This is a genomic window from Rhodoferax sp. (assembly GCF_028688795.1).
Taxonomy (GTDB): domain Bacteria; phylum Pseudomonadota; class Gammaproteobacteria; order Burkholderiales; family Burkholderiaceae_C; genus Rhodoferax.
The window spans coordinates 187,833-212,100 of sequence record NZ_JAQTXM010000005.1; the positions used below are offsets into that span (position 1 = coordinate 187,833).

Here is a 24,268-nt window from a genome sequence, read left to right on the forward strand (position 1 = left end):
GACATGGCTCATATCGTCATCATGGGTGCAGGCATTGGCGGCATGCCGGCCGCGTACGAATTGCGGGAAATGCTGCTCCCGGAGCACCGCATCACAGTGGTTAACACCACGGATTATTTTCAGTTTGTACCCAGTAACCCCTGGGTGGCGGTGGGCTGGCGCGAACGAGAAGCCGTCACTTTGCCGATCGCACCCTACCTGACGCGTAAAAAGATCGGCTTTATCGCCAAATCCGTGACCCAGATTGATGCCGCTGGCAGCAAGTTAACACTGCTGGATGGGGAGACACTGGATTACGACTACCTGTTGATAGCCACGGGTCCCAAGCTGGCCTTTGATGAGGTGCCTGGTGCTGGCCCGGTCAGTTCGGGTGGCGGCGGGTTCACACATTCAATTTGCCATGTGGACCACGCGCAGGCCTTTTTTGCCAACTATGAAGAATTTTTGAAGAACCCTGGCCCGATCGTGGTAGGTGCCATGCCGGGTGCCAGCTGTTTCGGCCCGGCTTATGAGTTCACCATGATCCTCGACACGGACTTGCGCCGCCGCAAATTACGCAACAAAGTGCCCATCACTTACGTCACCAGCGAGCCCTACATCGGCCACCTGGGCTTAGGTGGTGTGGGTGACAGCAAGTCAATGCTGGAGTCTGAATTTCGCAACCGCGACGTCAAGTGGATCACCAATGCCAAAACAACCAAGGTAGAACAGGGCAAATTGTTCGCCACCCAACTTGATGAGCAGGGCAATCCGTTCAAAGACCATGAGGTGCCGTTCAAGTTGTCGATGATGTTGCCCGCTTTCAAGGGTGTGGACGCTGTCGCGGCGGTCCCCAATCTGTGCAATCCGCGCGGTATGGTGATCATTGACGAATTTCAGCGCAGCAAGGCGTATCGCAACATTTATTCGGCGGGCGTGTGTGTTGCCATTCCGCCAGTTGAAGTGACACCGGTGCCCACAGGTTGCCCCAAAACCGGCTACATGATTGAAAGCATGATGACCGCCATTTGCCACAACATTGCCGATGATCTGGCGGGCCGGCCTGCCACAGCCAAGGGCACTTGGAATGCGGTGTGTCTGGCCGACATGGGCGACACCGGCGCGGCGTTTGTCGCCTTGCCGCAAATCCCTCCCCGGAATGTGAACTGGTTCAAGAAAGGCAAGTGGGTGCATTTGGCAAAGATTGCCTATGAAAAGTACTTCATGCGCAAGCTAAAGAAGGGAACCTCAGAGCCCATTTATGAGAAATACATCATGGGCATGCTGGGCATCAATCGTTTGGATAAGTAATTTTTAAGGAGTCATCACTGTGACAGTACAACGCTATATTTTGGTTTTCGCTGGTCTTTTCATCATGATTTCTCTGGCGCTGGGCGTCGAGGGCAGCCCACTTTTTGTCAGTAAATGGGCACTGGCGTTCACCGCTTTTGTGGGGTTCAACTTGTTTCAGTCTGGTTTTACCAATTTTTGTCCATTGGGCATCATTTTGAAAAAACTGGGTGTGCCGGAGTCAAAGATTGGCTGTGCCAACTGACTTGAAGGTCGATTCTTTAACCTGAAACTACAAGGGTGTCATATCCGCAGGGACGGACTCGTGTCGTCGCTCGGAGTGATGCGTCCCGCCCTGCGAAAGTTAACATCAAGCCATTTCAAGCTTAGGAGATCTGCATGACCGCTTTGACCAATGAAGCCGCCCGCACCGAGGTGCTTAACCGACTGCGCCGGGCCGAAGGCCAGATTCGCGGTGTGCAGCGCATGATCGAAGAAGGGGAGAGCTGCCTGAAGATCGGGCAGCAGTTCTCGGCTGTTCGCAAAGCGCTTGACAGCACTTACCTGCGAATGACCATGTGCTTCATGGAGCAAGAACTGACCAACTGTGTTCAACCCGATGGCGCGCAGAAAGCCAACATGGATGTGATGCTCAAAGACATGGAAGGCCTGTTGGCGCGCATGGGATAGTCAATTTATAAGAAATCGGCCTCTAGCCCTTATGAATAAGGCGTAAGAAGCTATTAAAAATATAGCTAATATGGGCGTCTACGTTTGTGGCGCTGCGCTTTGCCAGCGTCAACCGGCGATAACACCACCGCCCAAGCACACGTCGCCGTCGTACAGCACAGCAGACTGTCCGGGTGTGACTGCCCACTGCGCTTGCGGAAACCTCAAGCTGAAGCTGCCTTCGTCACGCGTGGCCAATGCGCAAGGCGCATCTGCCTGGCGGTAGCGGGTTTTGGCTGCCAGCAGGCCTGGGGCCGGCGCGTGGCCAGCGACCCAACTCGCATTTTGGGCCGAGAGTTCGGTTGACAGCAGCCACGGATGGTCATGGCCTTGAACTACCCACAAGGTATTGCGCTCCATGTCCTTGCGCGCCACAAACCAGGGTGCATGGTCGCCGCCGCCACGTTGCGCCCCTTTGACCTTGAGGCCGCCAATGCCCAAGCCCTGGCGTTGGCCAAGTGTGTAAAAACTCAAGCCCACATGTTCACCAATGGTGTGACCTTTGTCGTTCTTGATGGGGCCGGGCTCTTTGGCAATAAAGCGGTTTAAAAAGTCGCGAAACGGTCGCTCGCCAATGAAACAGATGCCGGTGGAGTCTTTCTTTCTGGCGTTGGGCAGGCCAATCTCCAGAGCGATGCGACGCACCTCGGTCTTCAATAATTCGCCCACCGGGAACAAAGTGTTGGCCAGTTGGGCCTGGTTCAGCCGGTGCAAAAAATAGCTTTGGTCTTTGGCCGGGTCTTGGCCTTTGAGCAGTTCGTGTCGTTGGGTCAGTGCGTTCAAGCGCACGCGTGCATAGTGGCCGGTGGCGATTTTCTCTGCCCCCAGGCGCATGGCATGGTCCAGAAAGGCCTTGAACTTGATCTCGGCGTTGCACAAGATGTCGGGGTTGGGTGTGCGGCCGCTGCTGTACTCGCGTAAAAATTCGGCGAATACCCGGTCTTTGTACTCGACGGCAAAGTTGACGTGTTCGATTTCAATGCCAATCACGTCCGCCACGGCGGCGGCATCCACAAAGTCGATGTTGGATGAGCAGAACTCACTGTTGTCATCGTCTTCCCAGTTTTTCATGAAGATGCCAATGACCTCATGACCCTGTTGTTTCAGCAGCCAGGCGGTCACGGCAGAGTCGACCCCGCCACTCAGACCGACCACGACACGTTGGTGTTTGACGAGCGTGCTCATGCGGTGCCGCCAGTGACCAGTGCGCGCGCGTTGACCACGGTCGGGTCGGTGTGCAGCACTGACAACGGGAAACGTTGGCCGGCCAGGTAGTCCTCCATGCACTGGAGAACCAGCGGGCTGCGGTGGCGCTCTGCACTGGCGCGAACCTCGTCCGGACTGAGCCACAGCGTGCGCACAATGCCCGTGTCCAGGCTGCGCCCGGCTTGCAGTGTGCCAAGCCTGCCGCAAAAGGCAAAGCGCAGGTAGGTCACATCCTCAGCCGCGTGAGGCCCGCTTGCCGGGCGCTGAAAGCGAGACATGTACACCCCCAGCAATTGCGTCGGGGTAAATAGGTACATGGTTTCTTCAAGGGCTTCACGGGCGCAGGCGTCCAGCAAGCTTTCGCCCTCGTCCAGGTGACCCGCCGGATTGTTCAGCCGCAAGCCTTCTGGGGTGTGCTCTTCCACCAGTAGAAATTTGCCGTTTTGCTCAATGATTGCCGCCACGGTGGCGCTGGGTTTCCATCGGATTGTCATGATCGAATTATCGGTAAGTTTGGCCACAGGCAGCCGCCTGACGTAGATCAATGCAATCGGTCTTTTCGCGTCAAATCCAAAAAAACTGAGGTAAGCTCGTAAGGTTTTTTTGACCCATACCTATACCTAGACGAGGAGTGCCCCATGTCAACTGGTGCAAACAATCAAGACGTAGCCGTCAATACCGCCGCAGCCGGTGCACCCGGTGTAGCGCCTACACCCCAGCGCATAGGCGTTCCGCGCGAAGTATTTCCCGGTGAAAAGCGGGTGGCGACTGTGCCTGAAGTGGTGGAAAAGCTCATCAAACTGGGCTTTTCGGTGGCGGTCGAATCAGGTGCGGGTGACCTGGCCAATTTCAGCGACGACGCCTACCGTGCTGCGGGCGCAGAAGTTATTACTGGGGCATCCGCACTTTGGGCTGCGTCTGATGTTGTGTTCAAGGTGCGGGGTCCGACCCCCGACGAAGTTGGGCTGATGCATGAGGGCCAAGCCTTGGTCAGCTTCATCTGGCCAGCGCAAAACCCAGAATTGATGCAGCAGCTCGCCGCCAAAAAAGTGACCGTGCTGGCCATCGACGCGTTGCCGCGCACACTTAGCCGTGCCCAGAAGATGGATGCGTTGACCTCCCAAGCTGGTGTCGCCGGCTACCGCGCCGTCATTGAGGCTGCCAACGCTTTTGGTCGTTTTTTCAGTGGCCAGATCACGGCCGCGGGCAAGGTGCCACCAGCCAAGGTCTTTATTGCGGGTGCGGGCGTGGCCGGGCTGGCGGCCATTGGCACGGCAGCCAGCCTGGGTGCCATAGTTCGCGCTAATGACACACGCGCTGAAGTGGCCGACCAAGTGGTGTCGCTCGGCGGTGAATTCGTCAAGGTCGACTATGTCGAAGAAGGCTCAGGCGGCGGCGGTTACGCCAAGGTCATGAGCGAGGGCTTTCAACAAGCCCAGCGTGAGATGTACGCCAAACAAGCCAAAGACGTTGACATCATCATCACCACGGCGCTGATTCCTGGCCGGCCTGCGCCCAAGCTCATCACCGCTGAGATGGTCAAGAGCATGAAGCCCGGCAGCGTGATCGTCGACATGGCGGCTGAACAGGGCGGCAACTGCGAGCTGACTGTGCCAGGCCAGGCAGTGGTGACCCACGGTGTGACCATTGTTGGTTTCACCGACCTGGTCTCGCGCTTGTCCAAACAATCGTCCACGCTGTACGCAAGCAACCTGTTTCGCCTGACCGAGGAACTGTGCAAGACCAAAGATGGCCGCATTTTTGTCAACATGGATGACGAGGCCATCCGCGGCTTGACTGTTACCAAAGAAGGCAACATCACCTGGCCACCACCGGCCCCCAAAGTGGCGGCCACACCGGCTGTGGTTGCGGCAAAACCTGCAGCCATGCCGGCAGCCAAAAAAGGCCACGGCGCAGCCAGCGAGCCCATGGCTGGCAACAAACTGGCCATCATGTTTGGCGTAGCGGCCGCCCTGTTTTGGCTGATTGGTGCCAGTGCGCCAAAAGAGTTCCTGTCGCACTTCACGGTGTTTGTGCTGGCCTGTTTTGTAGGCTACATGGTGGTGTGGAACGTCAAGCCTGCCTTGCACACGCCGCTGATGAGCGTGACCAATGCCATCAGTAGCATCATCGCGATTGGTGCACTGGTGCAAATTTCGCCGCTGGCAGGCGCACTTGAGCGGCCTAACAGCCTGATCACCTGGGTGGCAGCAGCGGGCATTGTGCTTACAGCCATCAATATGTTTGGCGGTTTCGCCGTGACCCAGCGCATGCTGGCCATGTTCCGCAAATAAAAATAAGAAGGACCCCAACATGTCTTCCAGTTTGGCCACGGTTGCTTACATTGGCGCAACCATTCTGTTTATTTTGAGCTTGGGCGGCTTGTCCAACCAGTCCACCGCGCTGCGCGGCAACCTGTACGGCATGGTCGGCATGACGATTGCCGTGCTGGCCACCGTGTTCGGTCCGCAAGTGACGGCCGCCGGCCTGCCCTGGATCATTGGGGCCATGCTGATCGGTGGCGCGATTGGCCTGTATGCCGCACGCACCGTGCAAATGACGCAAATGCCTGAGCTTGTGGCCTTGATGCACAGCATGGTGGGCCTGGCTGCCATCCTGGTTGGCGTTGCCACGTTCATCGACCCTGAGGCGTCCAAGGGTTTCGAGGGCGCGGCCAAGTCGATTCATGAAATGGAAATCTACGTCGGCATCTTTATTGGTGCGGTGACTTTTGCGGGGTCTGTCGTGGCGTTTGGCAAGCTGTCAGGCCGGATTGGTGGCAACCCCATGTTGCTGCCAGGTCGTCACTGGATGAATTTGGCCGGTCTGCTGGTGGTGATCTGGTTCGGGCGCGAATTCATGAATGCCCACAGCATTGCCGATGGCATGACCCCGCTGATCATCATGACGGTGGTGGCACTGCTGTTCGGCGTGCACATGGTGATGGCAATTGGTGGTGCTGACATGCCTGTGGTGGTATCGATGCTCAACAGTTACTCAGGTTGGGCGGCAGCGGCAACGGGCTTCATGTTGTCTAATGACTTGTTGATTGTGGTGGGCGCCCTGGTGGGCTCCAGCGGTGCGATTCTGTCGTACATCATGTGCAACGCCATGAACCGCAGTTTCATCAGTGTGATTGCCGGGGGCTTTGGCACCACCAGCGCCAAACCGACGGCTGCAGCGGGTGGCGCGCAACCGGTGGGTGAAGTCACGCCGGTGACCGCTTTGGAAACCGCGGAGTTGCTACGCGAAGCCAAGAGCGTGATCATTGTGCCGGGCTACGGCATGGCGGTGGCGCAAGCCCAGCACACCGTGTATGAAATCACCAAGCACCTGCGTGAAAAAGGCGTGAATGTGCGTTTTGGCATTCACCCGGTGGCAGGGCGCATGCCCGGTCATATGAACGTGTTGTTGGCTGAGGCCAAGGTGCCCTATGACATCGTGTTCGAGATGGACGAGCTCAATGACGATTTCCCCAGCACCGATGTCACCATGGTGATCGGCGCCAATGACATTGTTAACCCAAGTGCCCAGGATGACCCAGGCAGCCCAATTGCCGGCATGCCGGTGCTGGAAGTCTGGAAATCGAAAACCTCCATCGTCATGAAGCGCAGCATGGCCTCTGGCTACGCCGGCGTGGACAACCCGCTGTTTTACAAAGAAAACAACCGCATGTTGTTTGGTGATGCCAAGAAAATGCTGGACGAGGTGTTGACCGCGCTGAGAGCCTGATCCAAAAAAACACAAAAAAGGCTCCGTTGGAGCCTTTTTTACTGGCCGATTTGTCGGGGCAGCACGGGCTCACTTGGCTGGCCGCTCTAATTAGGGAAAACACAGCTTACAGAACCTGACAACCGGGTGAAAATGCTTCTTTTGGCTTGAAATTTGGAGTGTTGACAATGACCGATCGCATCTGGCTGAGCAGCTACCCTGAAGGCGTTCCAGCTGACATTGACATGACCCGTTACGCGTCCATGGTGGACATGATGGAAGAGTCTTTCAAGGCCTTTGCCAATCGCAGCGCATACAGCTTTATGGGTACGGAGCTGAGCTATAAGCAGGTGGACGAACTCAGTCAGACGTTTGGCGTTTACCTGCAAAGTTTGGGGCTATCCAAGGGCGACCGTGTCGCCGTGATGATGCCCAACGTGATGCAGTACCCGATTGTGGTGGCCGGCATCATGCGCGCTGGTTTCACCTTGGTGAATGTCAATCCGCTTTATACCGCTCGGGAGCTGGAGCATCAACTCAAAGACGCGGGCGCCAAAGCCATCGTGATCCTGGAAAATTTTGCTGCCACGCTTGAAAAGTGCCTGGCGGCAACGCCGGTCAAACACGTGGTCTTGTGCGCCCTGGGTGACCAGTTGGGCCTGCTTAAAGGTGCGCTGGTGAATTATGTGGTGCGCAACGTCAAGAAAATGGTGCCTGACTTCAACCTACCAACCGCTGTGCGGTTCAATGCGGCTATTGCCAAAGGCAGCAGCGGCACGTTAAAAAGGGTTGTACTCAAGCCAGATGATGTGGCTGTTTTGCAGTACACCGGTGGCACCACAGGTGTCTCTAAAGGGGCCGTGCTGTTGCAGCGTAACCTGGTGGCCAACCTGCTCCAGGCCGATGCCTGGTTTCAGCCCGCCCTAAAAAAAGTGCCAGTGGCTGACCAGATCACCTTCGTTTGTGCCTTGCCGCTTTATCACATCTTTGCCTTTACTGTGAGCATGATGGTGTCGATGCGTCTGGGGGGCAAACTGATCCTGATCCCGAACCCGCGTGACTTCCCTGCCGTGCTTGGTGAATTGGCCAAGCACAAAATTCACGTGTTTCCTGCCGTCAATACCTTGTTCAATGGCTTGGCAAATCACCCTGATTTCAACAAGGTGGACTGGCGTAACCTGGTGGTGTCGGCCGGTGGTGGCACCGCCGTACAGAGTGCTGTGGCCAAGCTGTGGTTGGAGAAAACCGGGTGTGCGATTTGCGAAGGTTATGGCCTGAGCGAAACGTCGCCCATCGCGACATGCAACCCGGTAACGATTACCGAATACTCGGGCTCCATAGGGGTGCCGTTTCCCAGCACCTGGGTCAAGCTGCTGGACGATGAAGGCAATGAAGTCGGTCCGGGTCAATCGGGCGAAATCGCTATCAAGGGCCCGCAGGTGATGGCGGGTTATTGGCAGCGGCCGGATGAGACTGCCAAGGTCATGACGCCAGACGGCTACTTCAAGTCGGGCGACATCGGGGTGGTGGATGAGCACGGCTATTTCCGAATTGTCGACCGCAAGAAAGACATGATTCTGGTCAACGGCTTCAATGTCTTTCCGACCGAGCTTGAAGACGTGGTGTCGCAAATGGACGGCATCATGGAATGCGCCTGCGTTGGTGTGCCTGATGCCAAATCCGGCGAGGCCGTTAAGCTGGTGATTGTTCGCAAAAATCCCGAGGTTACCGAGGCGCAGGTGCGCGCCTACTGCCGGGAAAACCTGACGGGTTACAAGCAGCCCAAGGTGGTGGAATTTCGTGACGAGTTGCCCAAGACCCCGGTGGGAAAAATCTTGCGCCGTGAATTGCGTGGCAAGTAAAAAATGATGGGAATCAGAAGATGACAGGTATTCCCGCATGACACTGGCCATCATGAGCGCCCTGCTGGACGAGCAGAGGGGCCTGCTGGAGCAACTCAAGCACCCGAAGCAGGTGCAGCGCGCAGGCCGTACGTTCTGGTGTGGTCAGTGGGCTGGGCATGATGTGGTGCTGGTGCTCACCAAGGTGGGCAAAGTGGCTGCGGCCACCACCACTGCGGCGCTGATTGATGCTTTTGGCGTAGACCAGGTGGTGTTCACTGGCGTGGCAGGGGGTATTGGCGAAGGCGTTGGGGTGGGTGACGTGGTGGTGGCCAATGCGTTCATTCAGCACGACATGGACGCCAGCCCGCTTTTTGCCCGTTATGAAATACCGCTCTACGGCTGTGCTTCAATGGCTTGCGATGCGCACTTGACTGCTATTTTATTGGAAGCTTCTAACACAGGTTTGGCGGGGGTTGGAAGTCATTTTCATCATGAGAAACTGCTGAAATCTCCAAACGTGCACAGTGGCCTGATTGCCAGCGGCGACAGATTCGTGTCGAGTGCGCAAGATGCAGGGCAGGTGCGTCAGGGCTTGCAAGCAGCAGGGTTTGAGGCCTTGGCCGTTGAAATGGAAGGGGCTGCGGTGGCGCAGGTGTGTCGCGATTACGGCGTGCCGTTTGCCGCCGTGCGCACCATCTCGGACCGGGCCGATGACGACGCACACGTTGATTTTTCAGCATTCGTCAAACAGGTGGCCAGCCCCTACGCGCTGGCCATTGTTAGTCAATTTGTCAAAATGCTATAAATAATATAGCTACTGGTGATTTATTTATAAGGACTAGAGGCTAATTTTACTTAAGCCAGCCGCGCTTTCTGAAGTACCACATGGGCACCAGTGCACTGGCCAGCATCAGGCCCAGTGCAAACGGGTAACCCGCTTGCCAGTCCAGTTCCGGCATGAACTTGAAGTTCATGCCGTAAATGCTGGCAATCAGGGTGGGTGGCAGCAGCGCCACACTGGCCACTGAGAAAATCTTGATGATCTTGTTCTGGTTGATGTTGATGAAACCGACCGTGGCATCCATCAAGAAGTTGATCTTGTCAAACAAAAAAGCGGTGTGCGAGTCCAGCGAATCCATGTCTCGCAAAATCTGGCGGGCGTCCTCAAATTGTTCGCTGTTGAGCATTTTGGTGCGCATCATGAAGCTCACGGCGCGCCGTGTGTCCATGACATTGCGCCGGATACGACCGCTCATGTCTTCATGGCGTGCAATCGCGCCCAGCACCTCGCCGGCCATCGCATCGGTGACATCGCCAGACAGCACTTTTTTGCTGACCTTTTCCAACTCGTCGTAAATTTCTTCCAGGGTGTCGGCCGAGTATTCGGCGTCTGCGTCAAACAGCTTGAGCAGCACTTCCTTGGCGTCTTCAATCAAGCCCGGCGCACGGCGCGCACGCATGCGTAGCAGCCGAAACACTGGCACGTCTTCTTCGTGGATGGAGAACAGCACGCCTTTGCTTTTAAGTTCGTCATTGACCAGGTTCAGGATAAAAGCGACGCGAACGGTGTGTGGCTCATCTTCATCAGCGACCAAAAAGTCACTGCGAATGTGCAATTCACCGTTGTCTTCTTTGTAAAAGCGGGCGGACTCCTCAATGTCCTCGTCCATCGCGTCTTCCGGAATGGACAAGCCGTAATATTGCTTGATCCAGCGCTTTTCTTCCAGCGTTGGCGACTCCAAGTCAACCCAGATGGGTTGGAATCTTGACAGTTCTTCCAGTGATTCAATTTCTTCCTGGAACAAGCGACCGTTGGCGAGGGTGAAGATGTTGAGCATAGGCGCTCTCCCAATTGTTGTGTGGCATCTGACGGTGGGGGTTGGGGGTGCTGGCTTTCAACCCCGGGATGCAACTTTGGGCGTTGAAAGCTACCGACTGGGGCAGGTTTCCAAGGTGGTTTGTCCTTTAATAAATCTTTTAGATTATGGCATTTGCCAGGGTGGTTCGCCAAACCGCCAAGGTCAAAATCCGGATGATGTTGCATTGCATCATTAAAAAACCGTTGCATTAAACGTTGACCGGGGGCATAGTGGGCTTGAGTGTGTTTTGTAATGTTTTTCCCGGTTGTCAACGAGGCGTTGACAACCATTTCATCCCGAGAGCTTTAGGAGGCTTTTATGAACTTGACGATCAGTGGTCACCATTTGGAAGTTACCCCAGCCTTGCGTACCTATGTCACGACCAAGCTGGACCGAATCAAGCGGCATTTTGACCAAGTGGTGGATGTCCGGGTGTTGTTGACATTGGAAAATCTCAAGGAGAAAGAACGGCGGCAGAAAGCCGAGTGCAATATTCACATCAAAGGCATTGAACTCTTCGCTGAAAGTGCTCACTCAGACTTGTATGCCGCGGTGGATGAATTGATGGACAAACTTGATCGACAGGTGGTTCGCCACAAAGATCGAATGCAATCACATGCCCATGCGGCCCCCAAGCGCCTGATGTAATTTAAACTCTGTGTAGCCGCCCGCTGGTGCGAGCGGCTTTTTTTGCGCCTGGATTTTCAGGACGCATAATTCTGAATACTTATGAACCGACTCGCGTCCATCCTTTCTGCTGCACAGGTCCAGGTGCAGGTTGATGTCTCCAGCAAAAAACGAGCTTTTGAAGAAGCTGGCTTGCTGTTTGAAAATCTTCACGGCCTCAGCCGTGCCCTGGTGACTGACAGCCTGTTTTCCCGCGAACGCTTGGGCTCGACCGGTCTGGGCCATGGCGTGGCCATTCCGCATGGCCGCATCAAGGGACTTAAATCTCCCATGGCGGCGGTGTTTCAATTGGCACACCCTATTGCTTTTGAAGCACCTGACGAGTTGCCCGTGGGCCTGATGATCTTTTTGTTGGTGCCTGAAGCGGCGACCCAAAAACATCTTGAAATTCTTTCCGAGATTGCTGAAATGCTGAGCGATGCAACGCTGCGCAGCAAACTGGCCGCCAGCACCGATGCGGCTGAGTTGCACCAGTTGATTGTCAATTGGCAATCGGCCCAAGTGGCCTGAACTCAAGTTTCCTGATTTTTTACGGCAGGAGCGTATTCATTGAAACCCAATGTCATCAGCGCTGACGTGCTGTTTGAGGCTTTTCGGGGCAACCTGCGTTGGGAATGGGTGGCCGGGCTTGGCGCCTCCGAGCGACGTTTCGACGAGGTGGCGGTGCGCGCGGCGCGCTCTGGTGCTGATTTGGTGGGTTACCTCAACTACATCCATCCCTACCGCGTTCAGATATTGGGTGAACGCGAGGTGGCTTATCTAACCAACGCCACGCCTGAGGACTGTGCCCGGCGCATTGCCCGCATCGTCACGCTGGAGCCGCCGGTGCTGATCCTGGCAGACGGCCAAACCGCCCCGGATGCGCTGCTGTCGATGTGCGAGCGGGCGCAAATTCCGATGTTTGCCTCTGAGGGGTCGTCCGCGTTTGTGATCGATGTGCTGCGCGCCTACCTGTCCAAGCACTTTGCTGACCGTTGCACCATGCACGGCGTGTTCATGGATATTTTGGGTTTGGGCGTGCTGATCACGGGTGAATCCGGCCTAGGTAAAAGCGAACTCGGACTGGAGCTTATTTCGCGTGGCAATGGCCTGGTGGCTGATGATGCGGTGGATTTGTACCGCATCAACCAGGACACGATTGAAGGGCGCTGCCCCGATCTGCTTTTGAATTTGCTCGAAGTGCGCGGCATTGGTTTGCTCGACATTCGTTGCATTTTTGGCGAGACCGCAGTGCGCCGCAAAAAAGCGCTGCAACTCATCGTGCATCTGGTACGCCGAGAAACCATGGAGCGCGACTACGAGCGCATCCCTTATGAGCCGCTGACGCAAGACGTGTTGGATGTGCCGGTCAGAAAAGTGGTCATTCAGGTGGTGGCCGGGCGCAACATTGCCGTGTTGGTGGAGGCCGCAGTGCGCAACACAATTTTGCAGATTCGCGGTGTTGACACCTACAAAGAGTTTGTCGAACGCCACCGCAAGGCAATGGACGCGTCAAACTAATCAGCAGCCGTGCGGTGGGGGCAGGCTTTACGCGTGCAATGCGCGTAAAGGCTCAGCGCATGGTCCGCAATGGTGAACCCTTTGGCTTTGGCCACCGCATGTTGGCGTTGCTCAATCTCGGCATCAAAAAACTCTTCTACCCGGCCACAGTCCAGACACACCAAGTGGTCATGGTGCTGGCCTTCGTTGAGTTCGTAAACCGCTTTGCCGCTCTCGAAATGGCTGCGCACCAAAATATCAGCCTGCTCGAACTGCGCCAGCACGCGGTACACCGTGGCCAGCCCAACGTCTGAGCGCTCCAGCAGCAGCACCCGAAACACGTCTTCAGCGGTCATGTGACGCTGCTGGCCTTTCTGGAAAATTTCCAGAATTTTCAGCCTGGGCAGGGTGGCTTTGAGTCCCGTGCTTTTGAGTTCATCGATCTTGGTCATGTGGCGCTCAGGGAGTTTCGATCGGGGTGGGTCTGGTCAGGCCCCGCATGAGGCTGCCAGTACAATGTTCTGCTCTTATTGTCACTTGATTTGCCCATGTTTAATTCTCTGGCTCGTTGTGTCTGGTTGAGTTCGCTTGGCGGGCTTTTCGTCACCTTGTCTGCCTGTGGCAGTGTCGATGGTGCCAGCAACCGTTTGGTGAGTGTGGTCACGCCGTACAAGATGGACATTGTCCAGGGCAACTTTGTCTCGCGCGAGCAAGCGGCCGCGCTCAAAGAGGGCATGAGCCGCACCCAGGTGCGCGACATTTTGGGTACGCCTCTGCTCACCAGTATTTTCCATGCTGACCGTTGGGACTACGTGTTCACGTTCAAGCGTCAGGGACTAGAGTCCCAGGCGCGTCGGGTCACCGTGTTTTTCAAGGACGACGTGCTGGCCAAAGTACAGGCTGACGCGCTGCCGACCGAGGCTGAGTTTGTTGCCTCACTTGACTCTGGCCGAAAAGCAAGCAAGGTGCCGGTGCTTGAAATGTCTGAAGACAGCCTGAAGGCCACCGCTGTCGCCAAGCCCATAGAGACCAAACCTCTGCCACCGCTGCCCGCCAGCTACCCGCCGCTAGAAGCTGCTACCCGCTGAAATTGAACATGACTGTGTCTACTCTTCACCACATTTGCGTAGCTGGTGCTAGCGGGCGCATGGGCCGCATGCTGATTGAAGCTGTGTCCAATGCCGACGACTGCCAGCTCAGCGGCGCCCTGGATGTTCCCACCAGCCCAGCCGTTGGCATGGACCCGGCGGCCTTTTTGGGCCGTAGCAGCGGCATTGCCATCAGTGCCGATTTGCCCACGGGCCTGAACCACGCCCACGCCCTGATTGATTTCACCCGCCCCGAAGGCACCATGGCGCACTTGGAGGCCTGTCGTGCGCTGGGTGTGAATGCGGTGATTGGCACCACCGGTTTCAGCGATGCGCAAAAGCAGCAAATTGCAGAGCTGGCCAAGGATATGGCCATCGTCATGGCCCCGAACATGAGCGTGGGTGTAAACGTCACCCTGAAGCTGCTGGAGATGGCGGCCAAGGCCCTCAACACCGGCTATGACATCGAAATTATCGAAGCGCACCACCGCCATAAGGTGGACGCGCCATCTGGCACGGCCTTGAAAATGGGCGAAGTCATTGCCGACGCCTTGGGCCGTGACCTGAAAGACTGCGCTGTCTACGCGCGCCATGGGGTCACCGGCGAGCGCGACCCGTCCAGCATTGGCTTCGCCACCATTCGCGGTGGCGACATCGTGGGTGACCACACCGTGTTGTTCGCGGGCACTGGCGAGCGCATTGAGATCAGCCACAAATCAGGCAGCCGGGTGTCATACGCCGAAGGCAGCCTGCGTGCTGTGCGTTTTTTGAAGGGCCGCAAGGCCGGGCTGTATGACATGGCCGATGTCTTGAACCTGAAATGAATTTGGCACAGTTTTTCTGGCAGGGTGACGCACTGGCACGCTCGGTCGCGCTGTTGCTGCTGGCCATGTCGGTCGGGAGCTGGGTGGTGATCTTGTGGAAATCATGGCTGTTGCACCGGGCCAGCAGCGATGTGGCGCGTTGTGTGGCCGCGTTCTGGCAATCCTCCAGCCTCGATGAAGCCACCCAAAAAATCAAGGCTTTTGATCGTGAAGCCCTTGTGCTACCTATGGTTGAAGCTACAAAATTGGAAGTAAATGGCACCTTGGCCAGTGCGGGTGACCGGGCCCATCAACTGACCCGCGTGTTGCGTAACACCTTGCATGCTGCGCTGACCAAGTTGCAACACGGCCAGGTGTTGTTGGCAACCGTGGGAGCCACGGCGCCGTTTGTCGGGCTGCTGGGAACCGTATGGGGCATCTACCACGCCTTGATTGGTATCGCCAGCGCCGGCCAGGTCACCATTGACAAAATTTCTGGCCCGGTGGGCGAGTCGCTGATCATGACCGCTGCTGGCCTGATGGTGGCCATTCCAGCGGTGCTAGCGTTCAATGTGCTGGGTCGTGCGGTGGCACGCATCGAGGCTGAGCTGGAAGGTTTTGCCCGTGACCTGCGCGAGCTGGGCAGCGCCGGCCCAGACCCTCGCGTTAGCGTTCGCTGAAGGCACAGACCAGCCATGTCTTTTGGTCGTCTGGATCGTGCCGCGGGCTCACAGCCCATGAGCGACATCAACATGACCCCGTTGATTGACGTGATGCTGGTGTTGGTGGTGATTTTCATCATCACTGCGCCCTTGCTGGCCAGTTCCATCAAGCTTGATTTGCCCACGACCGATGCGGCACGAGCGGGCGACGCGCCCAAGTCGGTCACGGTGGTGATGGATGCTGCGGGCCAAACCTACCTGAAGGACCAGGCCGTGGCGCTGGACGAATTGGCGCGCCAGCTCACCCTGTCAGCCCAGGCTTACCCGCAAACCGAAGTACTGTTGCGGGCTGATAAGGCTGTGCCCTATGGTCGCATTGTTGAGGTCATGGGTGCGGCACAAAAAGCGGGCTTGAGCCGCATTGGTTTCGTGGCCGATGTGCCTGGGCAGGCGCAAGCTGTGCCCGCCGCCGCTACACCTGCCGCGAAACCTTAAAATCTTCTCTTATTTCACGCCAAAAGCGGCCCTTTGCGCCGCATCTTCAGACTGCCATGCAAGAAAAATATAACCACCTCGACGTCGAACCTGCCGCACAGGCCCACTGGACCGCGCTCGACGCCTACCGCGTGAGCGAAAACGCCCTTGATGTCAACGGTAAGCCCAAGAAGAAGTTTTACGCCTGCTCCATGTTGCCCTACCCCAGCGGCAAGCTGCACATGGGCCATGTGCGCAACTACACCATCAACGACATGCTCACGCGCAATTTGCGCATGCAGGGTTTCAATGTGCTGATGCCCATGGGCTGGGACGCCTTTGGCTTGCCCGCAGAAAACGCCGCTTTGAAAAACGGTGTACCACCGGCCAAGTGGACGTTTGAGAACATCGCCTACATGAAGCAGCAGATGCAAGCCATGGGCCTGGCGGTCGACTGGAGCCGCGAGGTCGCCACCTGCACGCCCGAGTATTACAAGTGGAACCAGTGGCTGTTTTTGAAAATGCTCGAAAAAGGCATTGCCTACCGCAAGACCCAGGTTGTGAACTGGGACCCGATTGACATGACCGTGCTGGCCAACGAGCAGGTGATTGACGGCAAGGGCTGGCGTACCGGTGCAGTGGTTGAAAAGCGTGAGATTCCGGGCTATTACCTGAAGATCACCGATTACGCCGAAGAGTTGCTGGCCAATGTCACTGGCGACAAGATGCCGGGCTGGCCCGAGCGTGTCAAGCTGATGCAGGAGAACTGGATTGGCAAGAGCGAGGGTGTGCGTTTTGCCTTCACGCATGACATCAAGGGTGCAGATGGCACATTGATTGGGGCCACGGCCGACTCACTCGCGGGCGAGTTGGGCCGCATGTACGTGTTCACCACGCGGGTGGACACCATCATGGGTGTGACCTTTTGCGCCGTGGCGGCTGAGCATCCGCTGGCCACCCATGCCGCTTTGACCAATCCCGCGCTGGCGGCGTTCATTCAGGAATGCGCACAAGGCGGCACGACTGAGGCAGAGTTGGCCACGCAAGAGAAAAAGGGCATGGCCACCGGCCTGTTTGTCACGCACCCGTTGACCGGCGACAAGGTTGAGGTGTGGGTGGGCAATTACGTGCTGATGAGTTACGGCGACGGTGCGGTGATGGGTGTGCCTGCGCATGACGAGCGGGACTTTGCGTTTGCCTTGAAGTACCAATTGCCGATCAAACCCGTGGTGAGCGTGGGCGCGCAAGTGTTCGACACGGCTGCCTGGCAAGACTGGTACGCTGAAAAAGGTGCTGGCATTGCCATTAATTCCGGCAAATACGACGGTTTGGCATTCAAGGATTGTGTCGATGCCGTAGCGGCTGACCTGGCAACCTTTGGCCTGGGTGAGAAAAAAATCACCTGGCGCCTGCGCGACTGGGGCGTGAGCCGCCAGCGCTACTGGGGCACACCGATTCCGATCATCCATTGCGACGAGCACGGTGCCGTGCCCGTGCCAGAAAAAGACCTGCCAGTGGTGCTTCCGGTTGACCTGGTCCCAGACGGCTCGGGCAATCCGCTGAACAAGTGCGACGCCTTTCATGCGGGTGTGACCTGCCCGATCTGCGGCAAGGCGGCGCGGCGCGAGACCGACACCATGGACACCTTTGTCGACAGCTCGTGGTACTTCATGCGTTACTGCGACCCCAAAAATGCAGACCAGATGGTGGCCGAAGGTGCCAACTACTGGATGCCGATGGACCAGTACATTGGCGGCATTGAACACGCCATCCTGCACTTGCTGTACGCACGTTTCTGGACCAAAGTGATGCGTGACCTGGGCCTGGTGAAGGTGGACGAGCCCTTCACCAAGTTGCTGACACAAGGCATGGTGCTGAATCACATTTATTCCCGCCGCACCGAGAAGGGTGGCAAAGACTACTTCTGGCCGTCTGATGTGGAACACGTGTTTGACGATGCCGGCAAGGTGATCGGGGCCAGGCTCAAGGTTGAAGTGGATGGGCTGCCAGTGGGCACAGCCATCGACTACGAAGGCATTGGCACCATGTCCAAGTCGAAAAACAATGGCGTTGACCCGCAGGATTTGATCGAGAAATACGGTGCCGACACCGCGCGCCTGTACACCATGTTCACTGCCCCGCCTGAGGCTACGCTGGAGTGGAACGACGCAGCGGTAGAAGGCAGCTACCGCTTCTTGCGCCGGGTGTGGAACTTTGGTGTCAAATTGACTACTATGGATTCTGTAGCTGCTCACGCAAGTGCTGCGGGGGCTACAAGCCTAAAAGATGTAAATTTTGGAAAAGAGGCGAAAGCCTTGCGGCTGGAGCTGCACACGGTGCTCAAGCAGGTCGATTACGACTACCAACGCATGCAGTACAACACCGTGGTGAGTGGCGCAATGAAGATGATCAATGCGCTGGAGGACTTCAAGGCGCCTGATTCTGACGGTGCACAGGTCGCGCTGATCGAGGGCTTTGGTGTTCTGCTGCGCTGCCTGTACCCAGCCACGCCGCACATTGCGCACGCTTTGTGGTCTGAGTTGGGTTATGCCGGTGTGCTGGGTGACTTGCTGGACGCGCCCTGGCCCCAGGTTGACCCCAGCGCCTTGGTGCAAGACGAAATTGAGCTCATGCTGCAGGTCAATGGCAAGTTGCGCGGCTCGATTGTGGTCAGCGCAAGCGCCGACAAAGCGACCATTGAGCAAGCCGCCATCGCCCATGAAATGTTCCAGAAATTAAGCGATGGTGCCGCACCCAAGAAGGTGATCGTGGTGCCGGGTCGCCTGGTGAATTTGGTGCTTTAGGAGTGTTCATGAAACCTGGCTTGTCTGTCCCAAAGGGGTTGTCTTTTTTGCTGCATGAACCTGCTGGCGCTGCAGGTGATGCTGGCCCTGTTGACGCCGCAGGCTGGTCGCGACGCCGCTTGGGCTCTGTTGTGCTGACTGCCGGTTTTCTGGCAGGATGTGGCTTCAAGCTGCGTGGCAACCAGGTATTTGCATTCAAACGCATCGCCATCATGCCCAATCCGGGCGGTGCCATCGTACGGCAATTGCGCAGCTCTTTTGGTCCGGACGTGCAGGTGCTGGCACCCGATGAGCCCGTCTCGAGTGCGCAATTGGTGCTCACTGTAAGCGACGAGTCGCGTGACAAAGTGGTGGTGGGTGTCAATGGCTCGGGCCAGGTGCGTGAATTTCAGTTACGCATGCGCGTGCGTCTGCACCTGACTACGGCGCAAGGCATGGAACTCACCGAGGATGCTGAAATTTTGCAGCAGCGCGACATTAGCTACAACGAAACGGCTGCGTTGGCCAAAGAAGCCGAAATGGCCTTGCTTTTCCGCGACATGCAATCAGACATTGTTCAGCAGATTCTGCGCCGCTTGGCTGCGGTGAAGCTGGCGGCGTAGTCAGCTTTTCAGCCAGATCACGCCAGGTCAAGCCTGGCCGAGTTGCACCCAAGCCCGCACCTGGGCATAGGGGTAACTTTCCAGGGCGGCAAATCCACTGAGGTTGCGGGCCTTCAGGCGGGTCAGCAGGGGCGCCGTGATGCCACACAAAAAACGCGTCAACAATTCAGCGCTGGCTCCAGCACTTTGGTGGGCTTGATGGCGTGCCATCAGCTCGCCGCACAATGCTGAAAAACTCAAGCCAGCCAGGGCGGGCAGCTTTTCAGGCTCGGGCCAACGCGCCACCTCACCCCGGCACACCGAGCAATGCCCGCAGTGCAGTGGCGCCGCTTTGTCGCCAAAGTAGCTGGCCAAGCGTTGGCTCAAGCAGTGCTCACTGGCAAACAAGTCCAGCACCGCCTGGATGCGCGCCACTTCGCTGGTTTCCTTGCTCTGAAAATAGTCGCTGAGTTCGCGGCAGAGCGCTGGCGCATCAAAGTCTGGCTGAAGTACCGCATAGACCTCGGTCATTTGTTTGGACTCCAGCGCGATCCAGCCTTTTTCTGCCAAATAGTTCAGCGCTTTGACCACCCGGCTGTGCTCGGTAGGGTAGCTTTTGAACAGCGCCTCAAAGTCCAGCGTGCACCAGCTCCTAGCCTGCGGTGCGCAGCGCAACACCGCTTGTAAAAACTGCAGCCGCTCACCGCTGAAGTGGGCCAGCACCGCTTGCGGTTCGACCAGGTATTTGAAGCGGTACTCGGCAAAGTAGGCGTAGCGCGAGGCAACGATGCCGCGAAGCTCCAGTTGCACCAGCAGGGTTTTCAGGGGTAGCAGGCGAATGTTGCTGTGGTTCGACAACTGGGTCAGCGTCAGCTCCCAGGCTTGGCCCGGTGGCACGGCCAATAACTCGTTGAGCACATTGCGGATGCCAGCCGGCTCGGGCGTGTCGCCGTAGACAAAATTTTCCAGCACTTGCAAGCTGTCCTGGTTCGCCAGCACCAGACATTCTGAGGGCAAACCATCGCGCCCGGCCCGGCCAATTTCCTGGCTGTAGCCCTCAATCGATTTGGGTAAATCAAAATGCACCACGTTGCGGATGTCGCTTTTGTCAATGCCCATACCAAACGCGATGGTGGCCACCACGCAGTTCACCTGGCCAGCCATGAACTGCTGCTGAATCGCCACGCGTTGTTCATGCCCCAGGCCGGCGTGGTAGGCCTGAGCCGCCACCCCATGGCGGCTCAAGTACTCAGCCACCTGCTCGGCGGTTTTTTGCAACGTGACATAGACAATTGTTGGCTGCCCGGTGCGCTGGGTCAGCCAGTCGAACACGTGGCGTTGTTTGTGCTGGCTGCTGACCGGCTCAACGGTTAAATCCAAATTGGACCGGTAAAAACCGGTGCACACGACATCGGCGCTAGCAATGGCAAACCTGGCTTGCATGTCGGCCACCACCGGGGGCGTGGCGGTGGCGGTGAGCAGTAGGGTTTGCGGGATCGCCAATTGCCGCTGATAGCTGGGCAGTTTGAGGTAATCGGGACGAAAGTTGTGGCCCCACTCCGAGATGCAATGCGCCTCATCCACCACCAGCAGCGAGATTGGCACTTGGGCAATGAAGTTGCGAAAGCGCTCGTTGTTGAGCCGCTCCACCGAGATCATCAAAATTTTCAGCGCACCCGAGCGGGCCTCGGCCATCACGGCCTGGGTTTGTTCGCGGCTTTGGGTTGAGTCGATGCTGGCAGCGGCGATGCCTAGGCGTTGCATGAACGTTAGCTGGTCTTGAATCAAAGCCAGCAGCGGCGACACCACCAGCGTCAAGTGCGGCAACATGACTGCAGGCAATTGGTAACACAGCGACTTGCCAGCCCCAGTGGGGAAAATGGCCGCCGCCGAGCGCCCCGCCAGCACGGCCGAGATCACTGATTCCTGGCCAGATCGAAACTGGCTGTAGCCAAAAATGCGCTGCAGGGTGGGGTACATGGGCCGTCAAGCCATTTCGACTTGCTCTCCTTTTATTGCGTTCAGAATAGATTGTGCCGGCAGCGGCCGAATCAGCTGGTACAAATCTTTGGGGTCGGCCAGCGGTGGGATCAGGTCAATGTCTGCGCCCAGCCCCGCGGCCAGCGCTTGGGCGTAGACGTAGCGCAGGGCAGAGAAGTCTTCCATGGCAAAGCCCACCGAGTCGAACATTGTGACTTGCGCGGCGTTGTCGCGCCCAGCCTGCTGCCCGGCCAGCACTTGCCACAGCTCGGTCACCGCGAAGTCAGCAGGCATGTGTTGCAGATCGCCTTCGATGCGGGTTTGCGGCTCATATTCCACAAACACTTTTGCGGCCAGCAACACGCCCGGGGCAATCTCGGTCTTGCCCGGGCAGTCGCCACCAACACCGTTGATGTGCATGCCGGGTGTCAGCATGTCGGCGCTCAAAATGGTGGCGTTGGTCTTGTCGGCGGTGATGGTGGTGACGATGTCGGCCCCGCGAACGGCCTCTGCAATGCTGGTGCAAACCACCAGGCGCAGCTTGGCCGCGTCCGGGTTGTGTTGCAGGTTGCGCATGACCTTGGCGGTGGCTTGCGCGTCCAGGTCAAACAAGCGAATTTCTTCAATGCCCACCAAGTGGTGAAAGGCCAGCGCCTGGAACTCGCTTTGTGCGCCGTTGCCAATCAGCGCCATCACGCGGCTGCCTGGTCGGGCCAGGGTGCGTGCTGCCACGGCAGAGGTGGCGGCGGTGCGCAGGGCGGTGCACAGCGTCAACTCGCTCACCAACAAAGGGATGCCGGTGGCCACCTCGGCCAGCACACCAAAGGCCATCACGGTGGATAAACCCTTGGTCGTGTTTTTGGGGTGGCCGTTGACGTATTTGAAGCTGTAGTGGCTGGCGTCGGCAATCGGCATCAGCTCAATCACGCCGTCCTGGGAGTGGCTGGCGAGCCGGGCGGACTTGTCAAAGCTCGGCCAGCGCAGGAAATCTTCTTCAATGGTGCGGGCCAAACCTTGCAGCGTGGCGGCAATGCCCTGGTGGCCCACGATGGCGGAAACATCTTGTGGGCTTAAAAACAGGGTGCGGGGGCTGGCGCGGAGTTGGGTGGGTTTGAGGTGGTTCATGGCGTGTGGTCTTGCAGCCGTTGCTGCGGTTGAAAAGCTTGGCTTTGAGTTTGACCGGCCAGTGCAACAAGCACAATCGCCAAAGATGTAGAAGATTAGTCACATAATTGCCGTTTTGACACATTTGACTATCAAAATGGACGAAACGGATCACCACTTGCTCGCCCTGTTGCGGCAAGATGCCCGCCTGACGGTGGCGGCGTTGGCTGTCAAGCTGAAGGTGTCGCGCGGCACCGTCACCAACCGCATTCGCCGTTTGGAAGACAGTGGCACCATCGTGGGCTACACCGTGCGGCTGCGCCCGGACGTGCAACACAACCAGATCATTGCCTGGATGAGCATTGCGGTTGACGGCAACCAGACCCGCGCCGTGATTGCCAATCTGCTGGGGGAGCCCGGTGTGGCGGCCCTGCATGACACCAATGGCCGGTGGGATTTGCTGGCCGAGCTGCGCGCCGAGACCCTGCAGGAGCTGGCCAAAGTGCTGGAGCGCATTCGCCTGCTCAAGGGCATCAGCAACACCGAAACCAGCATTCATCTGGAAACCTTCCGGGTGGCCTGAACCCTGGTCTGACTACACTTAAGCGCTATGCAACTTAACCCCGCCCAGCTCAGCGCCCACCTGGCCAAAGGCCTAAAAAGTCTCTACACCCTGCATGGCGACGAGCCCTTGTTGATTCAGGAGGCGCTTGATGTCATTCGCGCCAGTGCCCGCGCCCAGGGATTTACCGAGCGCACCTCGCACACCGTGTCGGGCGCGCACTTTGACTGGAGCGAGGTGCTGGCCGCTGGCGGCAGTTTGAGTCTGTTTGCCGACAAACAAATCCTTGAGCTGCGCATTCCAAGTGGCAAACCCGGCAAAGAAGGCAGCGCAGCGTTGCAGCATCTGGTGGACCAATCGCGCGGCAACGACAGCACCCTGACGCTGGTGATCTTGCCCCGGCTGGACCGCGCCACCAAGGCAACCGCTTGGTTCCTGGCGCTGGAAACTGGCATGACGCTGGAAGTCACCCCCGTGGAGCGTGCCGCCCTGCCGCAATGGATTGCCCAGCGCCTGAGCGTGCAAGGCCAGCGCGTGGTGGCGGGCGTAGAGGGCCAGCGGACCCTGCAGTTCTTTGCCGATCGGGTGGAAGGCAACCTGCTGGCATCACACCAGGAAATCCAGAAATTGGCGCTGTTGCACCCCGCCGGCGAGCTGAGCTTTGAGCAGATCGAGAGCGCCGTGCTGAACGTGGCCCGTTACGACGTGTTCAAGCTGAGCGAATCTGTGCTGGCCGGCCAGCATGAACGCGTGCAACGCATGCTCGACGGCTTGCAGGCCGAGGGCGAGGCGGCTGTGCTGGTGCACTACACGCTGGCAGAAGACATTCGTGCTCTCAAACGCGTTAAAGACGCCATCAACCGTGGCAGCCCGCTGCCGATGGCGCTGCGTGAACAGCGCGTGTGGGGCAACAAGGAGCGTTTGTTTGAGCGCGTGGTACCACGCCTGAGCGACGCAGCTCTGGCGCAACTGCTGCAAAGCGCGCACCTGGTTGATGGCATTGTCAAAGGATTGAAACAACCCGACTGGCCGACCGAGCCCTGGCAAGCCTTGGCGCGGTTGGCGATGACGTTGTGTGGGCTGTGCGCGGCAAACTCCAAGGCCGGTTCATCGCCAAGCGTGTCGTCGTTACGAGCCCGCTGAATCTGGCGCGTTACCGCACACGGCCTTTAACACAGACTCGTCACTGCGTTCGAAATGACGAATCTGTTCATTCAAAGCGCAACCAAAATGCTATGTAATATGTAGCTGTTTACGCTTGTTTTATAAGGGCTACAGCCTAAATTTTTATAAAATATCGTAACTACTCAGCTTAACGAGCAAAGCTGGGCTGAATTATCTGGCGGTTAAACACGCTGACCAAACAGTCAAACAGATTGTTTTTCTGCTTGGTCATGGTTGCCAAGTAGGAGCGGATGGTAAAGAA

24 protein-coding genes are annotated in these 24,268 nt (G+C 57.5%); 18 read left to right on the forward strand and 6 right to left on the reverse strand.

Going from position 1 to position 24,268, the window contains the following annotated elements; translation table 11 throughout:
* The first annotated feature begins 3 nt into the window (after positions 1–3).
* The 3 genes from PHQ58_RS06015 to PHQ58_RS06025 all read left to right on the forward strand — a co-directional run bounded on the left by PHQ58_RS06015 (position 4) and on the right by PHQ58_RS06025 (position 1,959).
* On the forward strand, positions 4–1,290 hold the full coding sequence (locus PHQ58_RS06015) for an FAD/NAD(P)-binding oxidoreductase (RefSeq protein WP_300108381.1): 1,287 nt from the start codon (positions 4–6) through the stop codon (positions 1,288–1,290).
* A 19-nt stretch (positions 1,291–1,309) separates the two neighbouring features.
* The gene (locus PHQ58_RS06020; RefSeq protein WP_114972217.1) at positions 1,310–1,534 is read left to right on the forward strand and encodes a DUF2892 domain-containing protein; all 225 of its coding nucleotides are present in this window, start codon (positions 1,310–1,312) and stop codon (positions 1,532–1,534) included.
* A 134-nt stretch (positions 1,535–1,668) separates the two neighbouring features.
* A complete protein-coding gene (locus PHQ58_RS06025) occupies positions 1,669–1,959 on the forward strand; it encodes a metal-sensing transcriptional repressor (protein ID WP_300108388.1) in 291 nt (96 codons plus the stop codon).
* Between the two features lie 108 nt (positions 1,960–2,067).
* Here PHQ58_RS06025 and mnmA read toward each other — a convergent pair whose 3' ends face one another.
* Positions 2,068–3,183, reverse strand: coding sequence for a tRNA 2-thiouridine(34) synthase MnmA (gene mnmA, locus PHQ58_RS06030; RefSeq protein ID WP_300108391.1), 1,116 nt, complete (start codon positions 3,181–3,183; stop codon positions 2,068–2,070).
* On the reverse strand, positions 3,180–3,698 hold the full coding sequence (locus PHQ58_RS06035; RefSeq protein WP_300108394.1) for an NUDIX hydrolase: 519 nt from the start codon (positions 3,696–3,698) through the stop codon (positions 3,180–3,182). The genes mnmA and PHQ58_RS06035 overlap by 4 nt, the downstream gene beginning before the upstream one ends.
* A 144-nt stretch (positions 3,699–3,842) precedes the next feature.
* Between PHQ58_RS06035 and PHQ58_RS06040 the strand changes: the two genes are divergently transcribed.
* From PHQ58_RS06040 to PHQ58_RS06055, 4 genes are all read left to right on the forward strand, one after another.
* Entirely contained in the window at positions 3,843–5,498 is a 1,656-nt protein-coding gene (locus PHQ58_RS06040) for a Re/Si-specific NAD(P)(+) transhydrogenase subunit alpha (protein ID WP_300108396.1), read from the forward strand.
* Between the two features lie 19 nt (positions 5,499–5,517).
* On the forward strand, positions 5,518–6,936 hold the full coding sequence (gene pntB / locus PHQ58_RS06045) for a Re/Si-specific NAD(P)(+) transhydrogenase subunit beta (protein WP_300108399.1): 1,419 nt from the start codon (positions 5,518–5,520) through the stop codon (positions 6,934–6,936).
* A 167-nt stretch (positions 6,937–7,103) separates the two neighbouring features.
* Positions 7,104–8,777, forward strand: coding sequence for a long-chain-fatty-acid--CoA ligase (locus tag PHQ58_RS06050; RefSeq protein WP_300108402.1), 1,674 nt, complete (start codon positions 7,104–7,106; stop codon positions 8,775–8,777).
* Between the two features lie 37 nt (positions 8,778–8,814).
* A complete protein-coding gene (locus PHQ58_RS06055; RefSeq protein WP_300108405.1) occupies positions 8,815–9,564 on the forward strand; it encodes a 5'-methylthioadenosine/adenosylhomocysteine nucleosidase in 750 nt (249 codons plus the stop codon).
* Positions 9,565–9,610: 46 nt separating this feature from the next.
* Here the strand turns inward: PHQ58_RS06055 and corA are convergent, their stop codons facing one another.
* A complete protein-coding gene (corA, locus tag PHQ58_RS06060; RefSeq protein ID WP_300108408.1) occupies positions 9,611–10,597 on the reverse strand; it encodes a magnesium/cobalt transporter CorA in 987 nt (328 codons plus the stop codon).
* Positions 10,598–10,936: 339 nt separating this feature from the next.
* Between corA and raiA the strand changes: the two genes are divergently transcribed.
* The 3 genes from raiA (at position 10,937) to hprK (ending at position 12,805) form a co-directional block, all read left to right on the forward strand.
* Entirely contained in the window at positions 10,937–11,266 is a 330-nt protein-coding gene (raiA, locus tag PHQ58_RS06065) for a ribosome-associated translation inhibitor RaiA (RefSeq protein WP_300108410.1), read from the forward strand.
* Between the two features lie 81 nt (positions 11,267–11,347).
* A complete protein-coding gene (locus PHQ58_RS06070; protein ID WP_300108413.1) occupies positions 11,348–11,815 on the forward strand; it encodes a PTS sugar transporter subunit IIA in 468 nt (155 codons plus the stop codon).
* A 39-nt stretch (positions 11,816–11,854) separates the two neighbouring features.
* Positions 11,855–12,805 carry an HPr(Ser) kinase/phosphatase gene (gene hprK / locus PHQ58_RS06075; protein WP_300108416.1) on the forward strand — a complete coding sequence of 317 codons (951 nt, stop codon included), beginning with the start codon at positions 11,855–11,857 and terminating at the stop codon, positions 12,803–12,805.
* Here hprK and fur read toward each other — a convergent pair.
* Positions 12,802–13,236 (reverse strand): ferric iron uptake transcriptional regulator, encoded by a 435-nt coding sequence (gene fur / locus PHQ58_RS06080; protein ID WP_300108418.1) that lies wholly within the window; start codon positions 13,234–13,236, stop codon positions 12,802–12,804. The genes hprK and fur overlap by 4 nt on opposite strands.
* A gap of 96 nt (positions 13,237–13,332) precedes the next feature.
* Between fur and PHQ58_RS06085 the strand changes: the two genes are divergently transcribed.
* Genes PHQ58_RS06085 through lptE form a run of 6 tightly spaced genes read left to right on the forward strand, consistent with a single transcriptional unit; the run spans position 13,333 to position 19,217 of the window.
* On the forward strand, positions 13,333–13,872 hold the full coding sequence (locus tag PHQ58_RS06085; RefSeq protein WP_300108421.1) for an outer membrane protein assembly factor BamE: 540 nt from the start codon (positions 13,333–13,335) through the stop codon (positions 13,870–13,872).
* Between the two features lie 8 nt (positions 13,873–13,880).
* Positions 13,881–14,696, forward strand: a complete 816-nt coding sequence (dapB, locus tag PHQ58_RS06090) for a 4-hydroxy-tetrahydrodipicolinate reductase (RefSeq protein WP_300108424.1) — start codon at positions 13,881–13,883, stop codon at positions 14,694–14,696.
* Positions 14,693–15,355 (forward strand): MotA/TolQ/ExbB proton channel family protein, encoded by a 663-nt coding sequence (locus tag PHQ58_RS06095; protein WP_300108427.1) that lies wholly within the window; start codon positions 14,693–14,695, stop codon positions 15,353–15,355. Before dapB ends, PHQ58_RS06095 begins: the two co-directional genes overlap by 4 nt.
* Before the next feature lie 15 nt (positions 15,356–15,370).
* A complete protein-coding gene (locus PHQ58_RS06100; RefSeq protein ID WP_300108430.1) occupies positions 15,371–15,832 on the forward strand; it encodes a biopolymer transporter ExbD in 462 nt (153 codons plus the stop codon).
* 56 nt (positions 15,833–15,888) lie between these two features.
* Entirely contained in the window at positions 15,889–18,615 is a 2,727-nt protein-coding gene (leuS, locus tag PHQ58_RS06105) for a leucine--tRNA ligase (protein WP_300108432.1), read from the forward strand.
* 8 nt (positions 18,616–18,623) lie between these two features.
* Positions 18,624–19,217 (forward strand): LPS assembly lipoprotein LptE, encoded by a 594-nt coding sequence (gene lptE / locus PHQ58_RS06110; RefSeq protein ID WP_300108435.1) that lies wholly within the window; start codon positions 18,624–18,626, stop codon positions 19,215–19,217.
* Positions 19,218–19,244: 27 nt separating this feature from the next.
* Here the strand turns inward: lptE and PHQ58_RS06115 are convergent, their stop codons facing one another.
* Complete coding sequence (locus PHQ58_RS06115; RefSeq protein ID WP_300108437.1) at positions 19,245–21,176, reverse strand: ATP-dependent DNA helicase RecQ; 1,932 nt, start codon at positions 21,174–21,176, stop codon at positions 19,245–19,247.
* Between the two features lie 6 nt (positions 21,177–21,182).
* A complete protein-coding gene (locus PHQ58_RS06120) occupies positions 21,183–22,301 on the reverse strand; it encodes an ornithine cyclodeaminase (RefSeq protein ID WP_300108439.1) in 1,119 nt (372 codons plus the stop codon).
* Positions 22,302–22,437: 136 nt separating this feature from the next.
* Here PHQ58_RS06120 and PHQ58_RS06125 point away from each other — a divergent pair, with 136 nt between their 5' ends.
* Together PHQ58_RS06125 and holA are read left to right on the forward strand one after the other, a co-directional pair.
* Positions 22,438–22,863, forward strand: a complete 426-nt coding sequence (locus PHQ58_RS06125) for an Lrp/AsnC family transcriptional regulator (protein WP_300108442.1) — start codon at positions 22,438–22,440, stop codon at positions 22,861–22,863.
* A 27-nt stretch (positions 22,864–22,890) separates the two neighbouring features.
* On the forward strand, positions 22,891–23,985 hold the full coding sequence (holA, locus tag PHQ58_RS06130; RefSeq protein ID WP_300108445.1) for a DNA polymerase III subunit delta: 1,095 nt from the start codon (positions 22,891–22,893) through the stop codon (positions 23,983–23,985).
* Positions 23,986–24,268 lie beyond the last annotated feature (283 nt).

Coding starts and splice junctions, on each gene's coding strand:
- PHQ58_RS06015 (WP_300108381.1), top strand. CDS start 4: ATGGCTCATATCGTCATCATGGGTGCAGGCATTGGCGGCATGCCGGCC.
- PHQ58_RS06025 (WP_300108388.1), top strand. CDS start 1,669: ATGACCGCTTTGACCAATGAAGCCGCCCGCACCGAGGTGCTTAACCGA.
- mnmA (WP_300108391.1), bottom strand. CDS start 3,183: ATGAGCACGCTCGTCAAACACCAACGTGTCGTGGTCGGTCTGAGTGGC.
- PHQ58_RS06035 (WP_300108394.1), bottom strand. CDS start 3,698: ATGACAATCCGATGGAAACCCAGCGCCACCGTGGCGGCAATCATTGAG.
- PHQ58_RS06040 (WP_300108396.1), top strand. CDS start 3,843: ATGTCAACTGGTGCAAACAATCAAGACGTAGCCGTCAATACCGCCGCA.
- pntB (WP_300108399.1), top strand. CDS start 5,518: ATGTCTTCCAGTTTGGCCACGGTTGCTTACATTGGCGCAACCATTCTG.
- PHQ58_RS06050 (WP_300108402.1), top strand. CDS start 7,104: ATGACCGATCGCATCTGGCTGAGCAGCTACCCTGAAGGCGTTCCAGCT.
- PHQ58_RS06055 (WP_300108405.1), top strand. CDS start 8,815: ATGACACTGGCCATCATGAGCGCCCTGCTGGACGAGCAGAGGGGCCTG.
- corA (WP_300108408.1), bottom strand. CDS start 10,597: ATGCTCAACATCTTCACCCTCGCCAACGGTCGCTTGTTCCAGGAAGAA.
- raiA (WP_300108410.1), top strand. CDS start 10,937: ATGAACTTGACGATCAGTGGTCACCATTTGGAAGTTACCCCAGCCTTG.
- PHQ58_RS06070 (WP_300108413.1), top strand. CDS start 11,348: ATGAACCGACTCGCGTCCATCCTTTCTGCTGCACAGGTCCAGGTGCAG.
- fur (WP_300108418.1), bottom strand. CDS start 13,236: ATGACCAAGATCGATGAACTCAAAAGCACGGGACTCAAAGCCACCCTG.
- PHQ58_RS06085 (WP_300108421.1), top strand. CDS start 13,333: ATGTTTAATTCTCTGGCTCGTTGTGTCTGGTTGAGTTCGCTTGGCGGG.
- dapB (WP_300108424.1), top strand. CDS start 13,881: ATGACTGTGTCTACTCTTCACCACATTTGCGTAGCTGGTGCTAGCGGG.
- PHQ58_RS06095 (WP_300108427.1), top strand. CDS start 14,693: ATGAATTTGGCACAGTTTTTCTGGCAGGGTGACGCACTGGCACGCTCG.
- PHQ58_RS06100 (WP_300108430.1), top strand. CDS start 15,371: ATGTCTTTTGGTCGTCTGGATCGTGCCGCGGGCTCACAGCCCATGAGC.
- leuS (WP_300108432.1), top strand. CDS start 15,889: ATGCAAGAAAAATATAACCACCTCGACGTCGAACCTGCCGCACAGGCC.
- lptE (WP_300108435.1), top strand. CDS start 18,624: ATGAAACCTGGCTTGTCTGTCCCAAAGGGGTTGTCTTTTTTGCTGCAT.
- PHQ58_RS06115 (WP_300108437.1), bottom strand. CDS start 21,176: ATGTACCCCACCCTGCAGCGCATTTTTGGCTACAGCCAGTTTCGATCT.
- PHQ58_RS06120 (WP_300108439.1), bottom strand. CDS start 22,301: ATGAACCACCTCAAACCCACCCAACTCCGCGCCAGCCCCCGCACCCTG.
- PHQ58_RS06125 (WP_300108442.1), top strand. CDS start 22,438: ATGGACGAAACGGATCACCACTTGCTCGCCCTGTTGCGGCAAGATGCC.
- holA (WP_300108445.1), top strand. CDS start 22,891: ATGCAACTTAACCCCGCCCAGCTCAGCGCCCACCTGGCCAAAGGCCTA.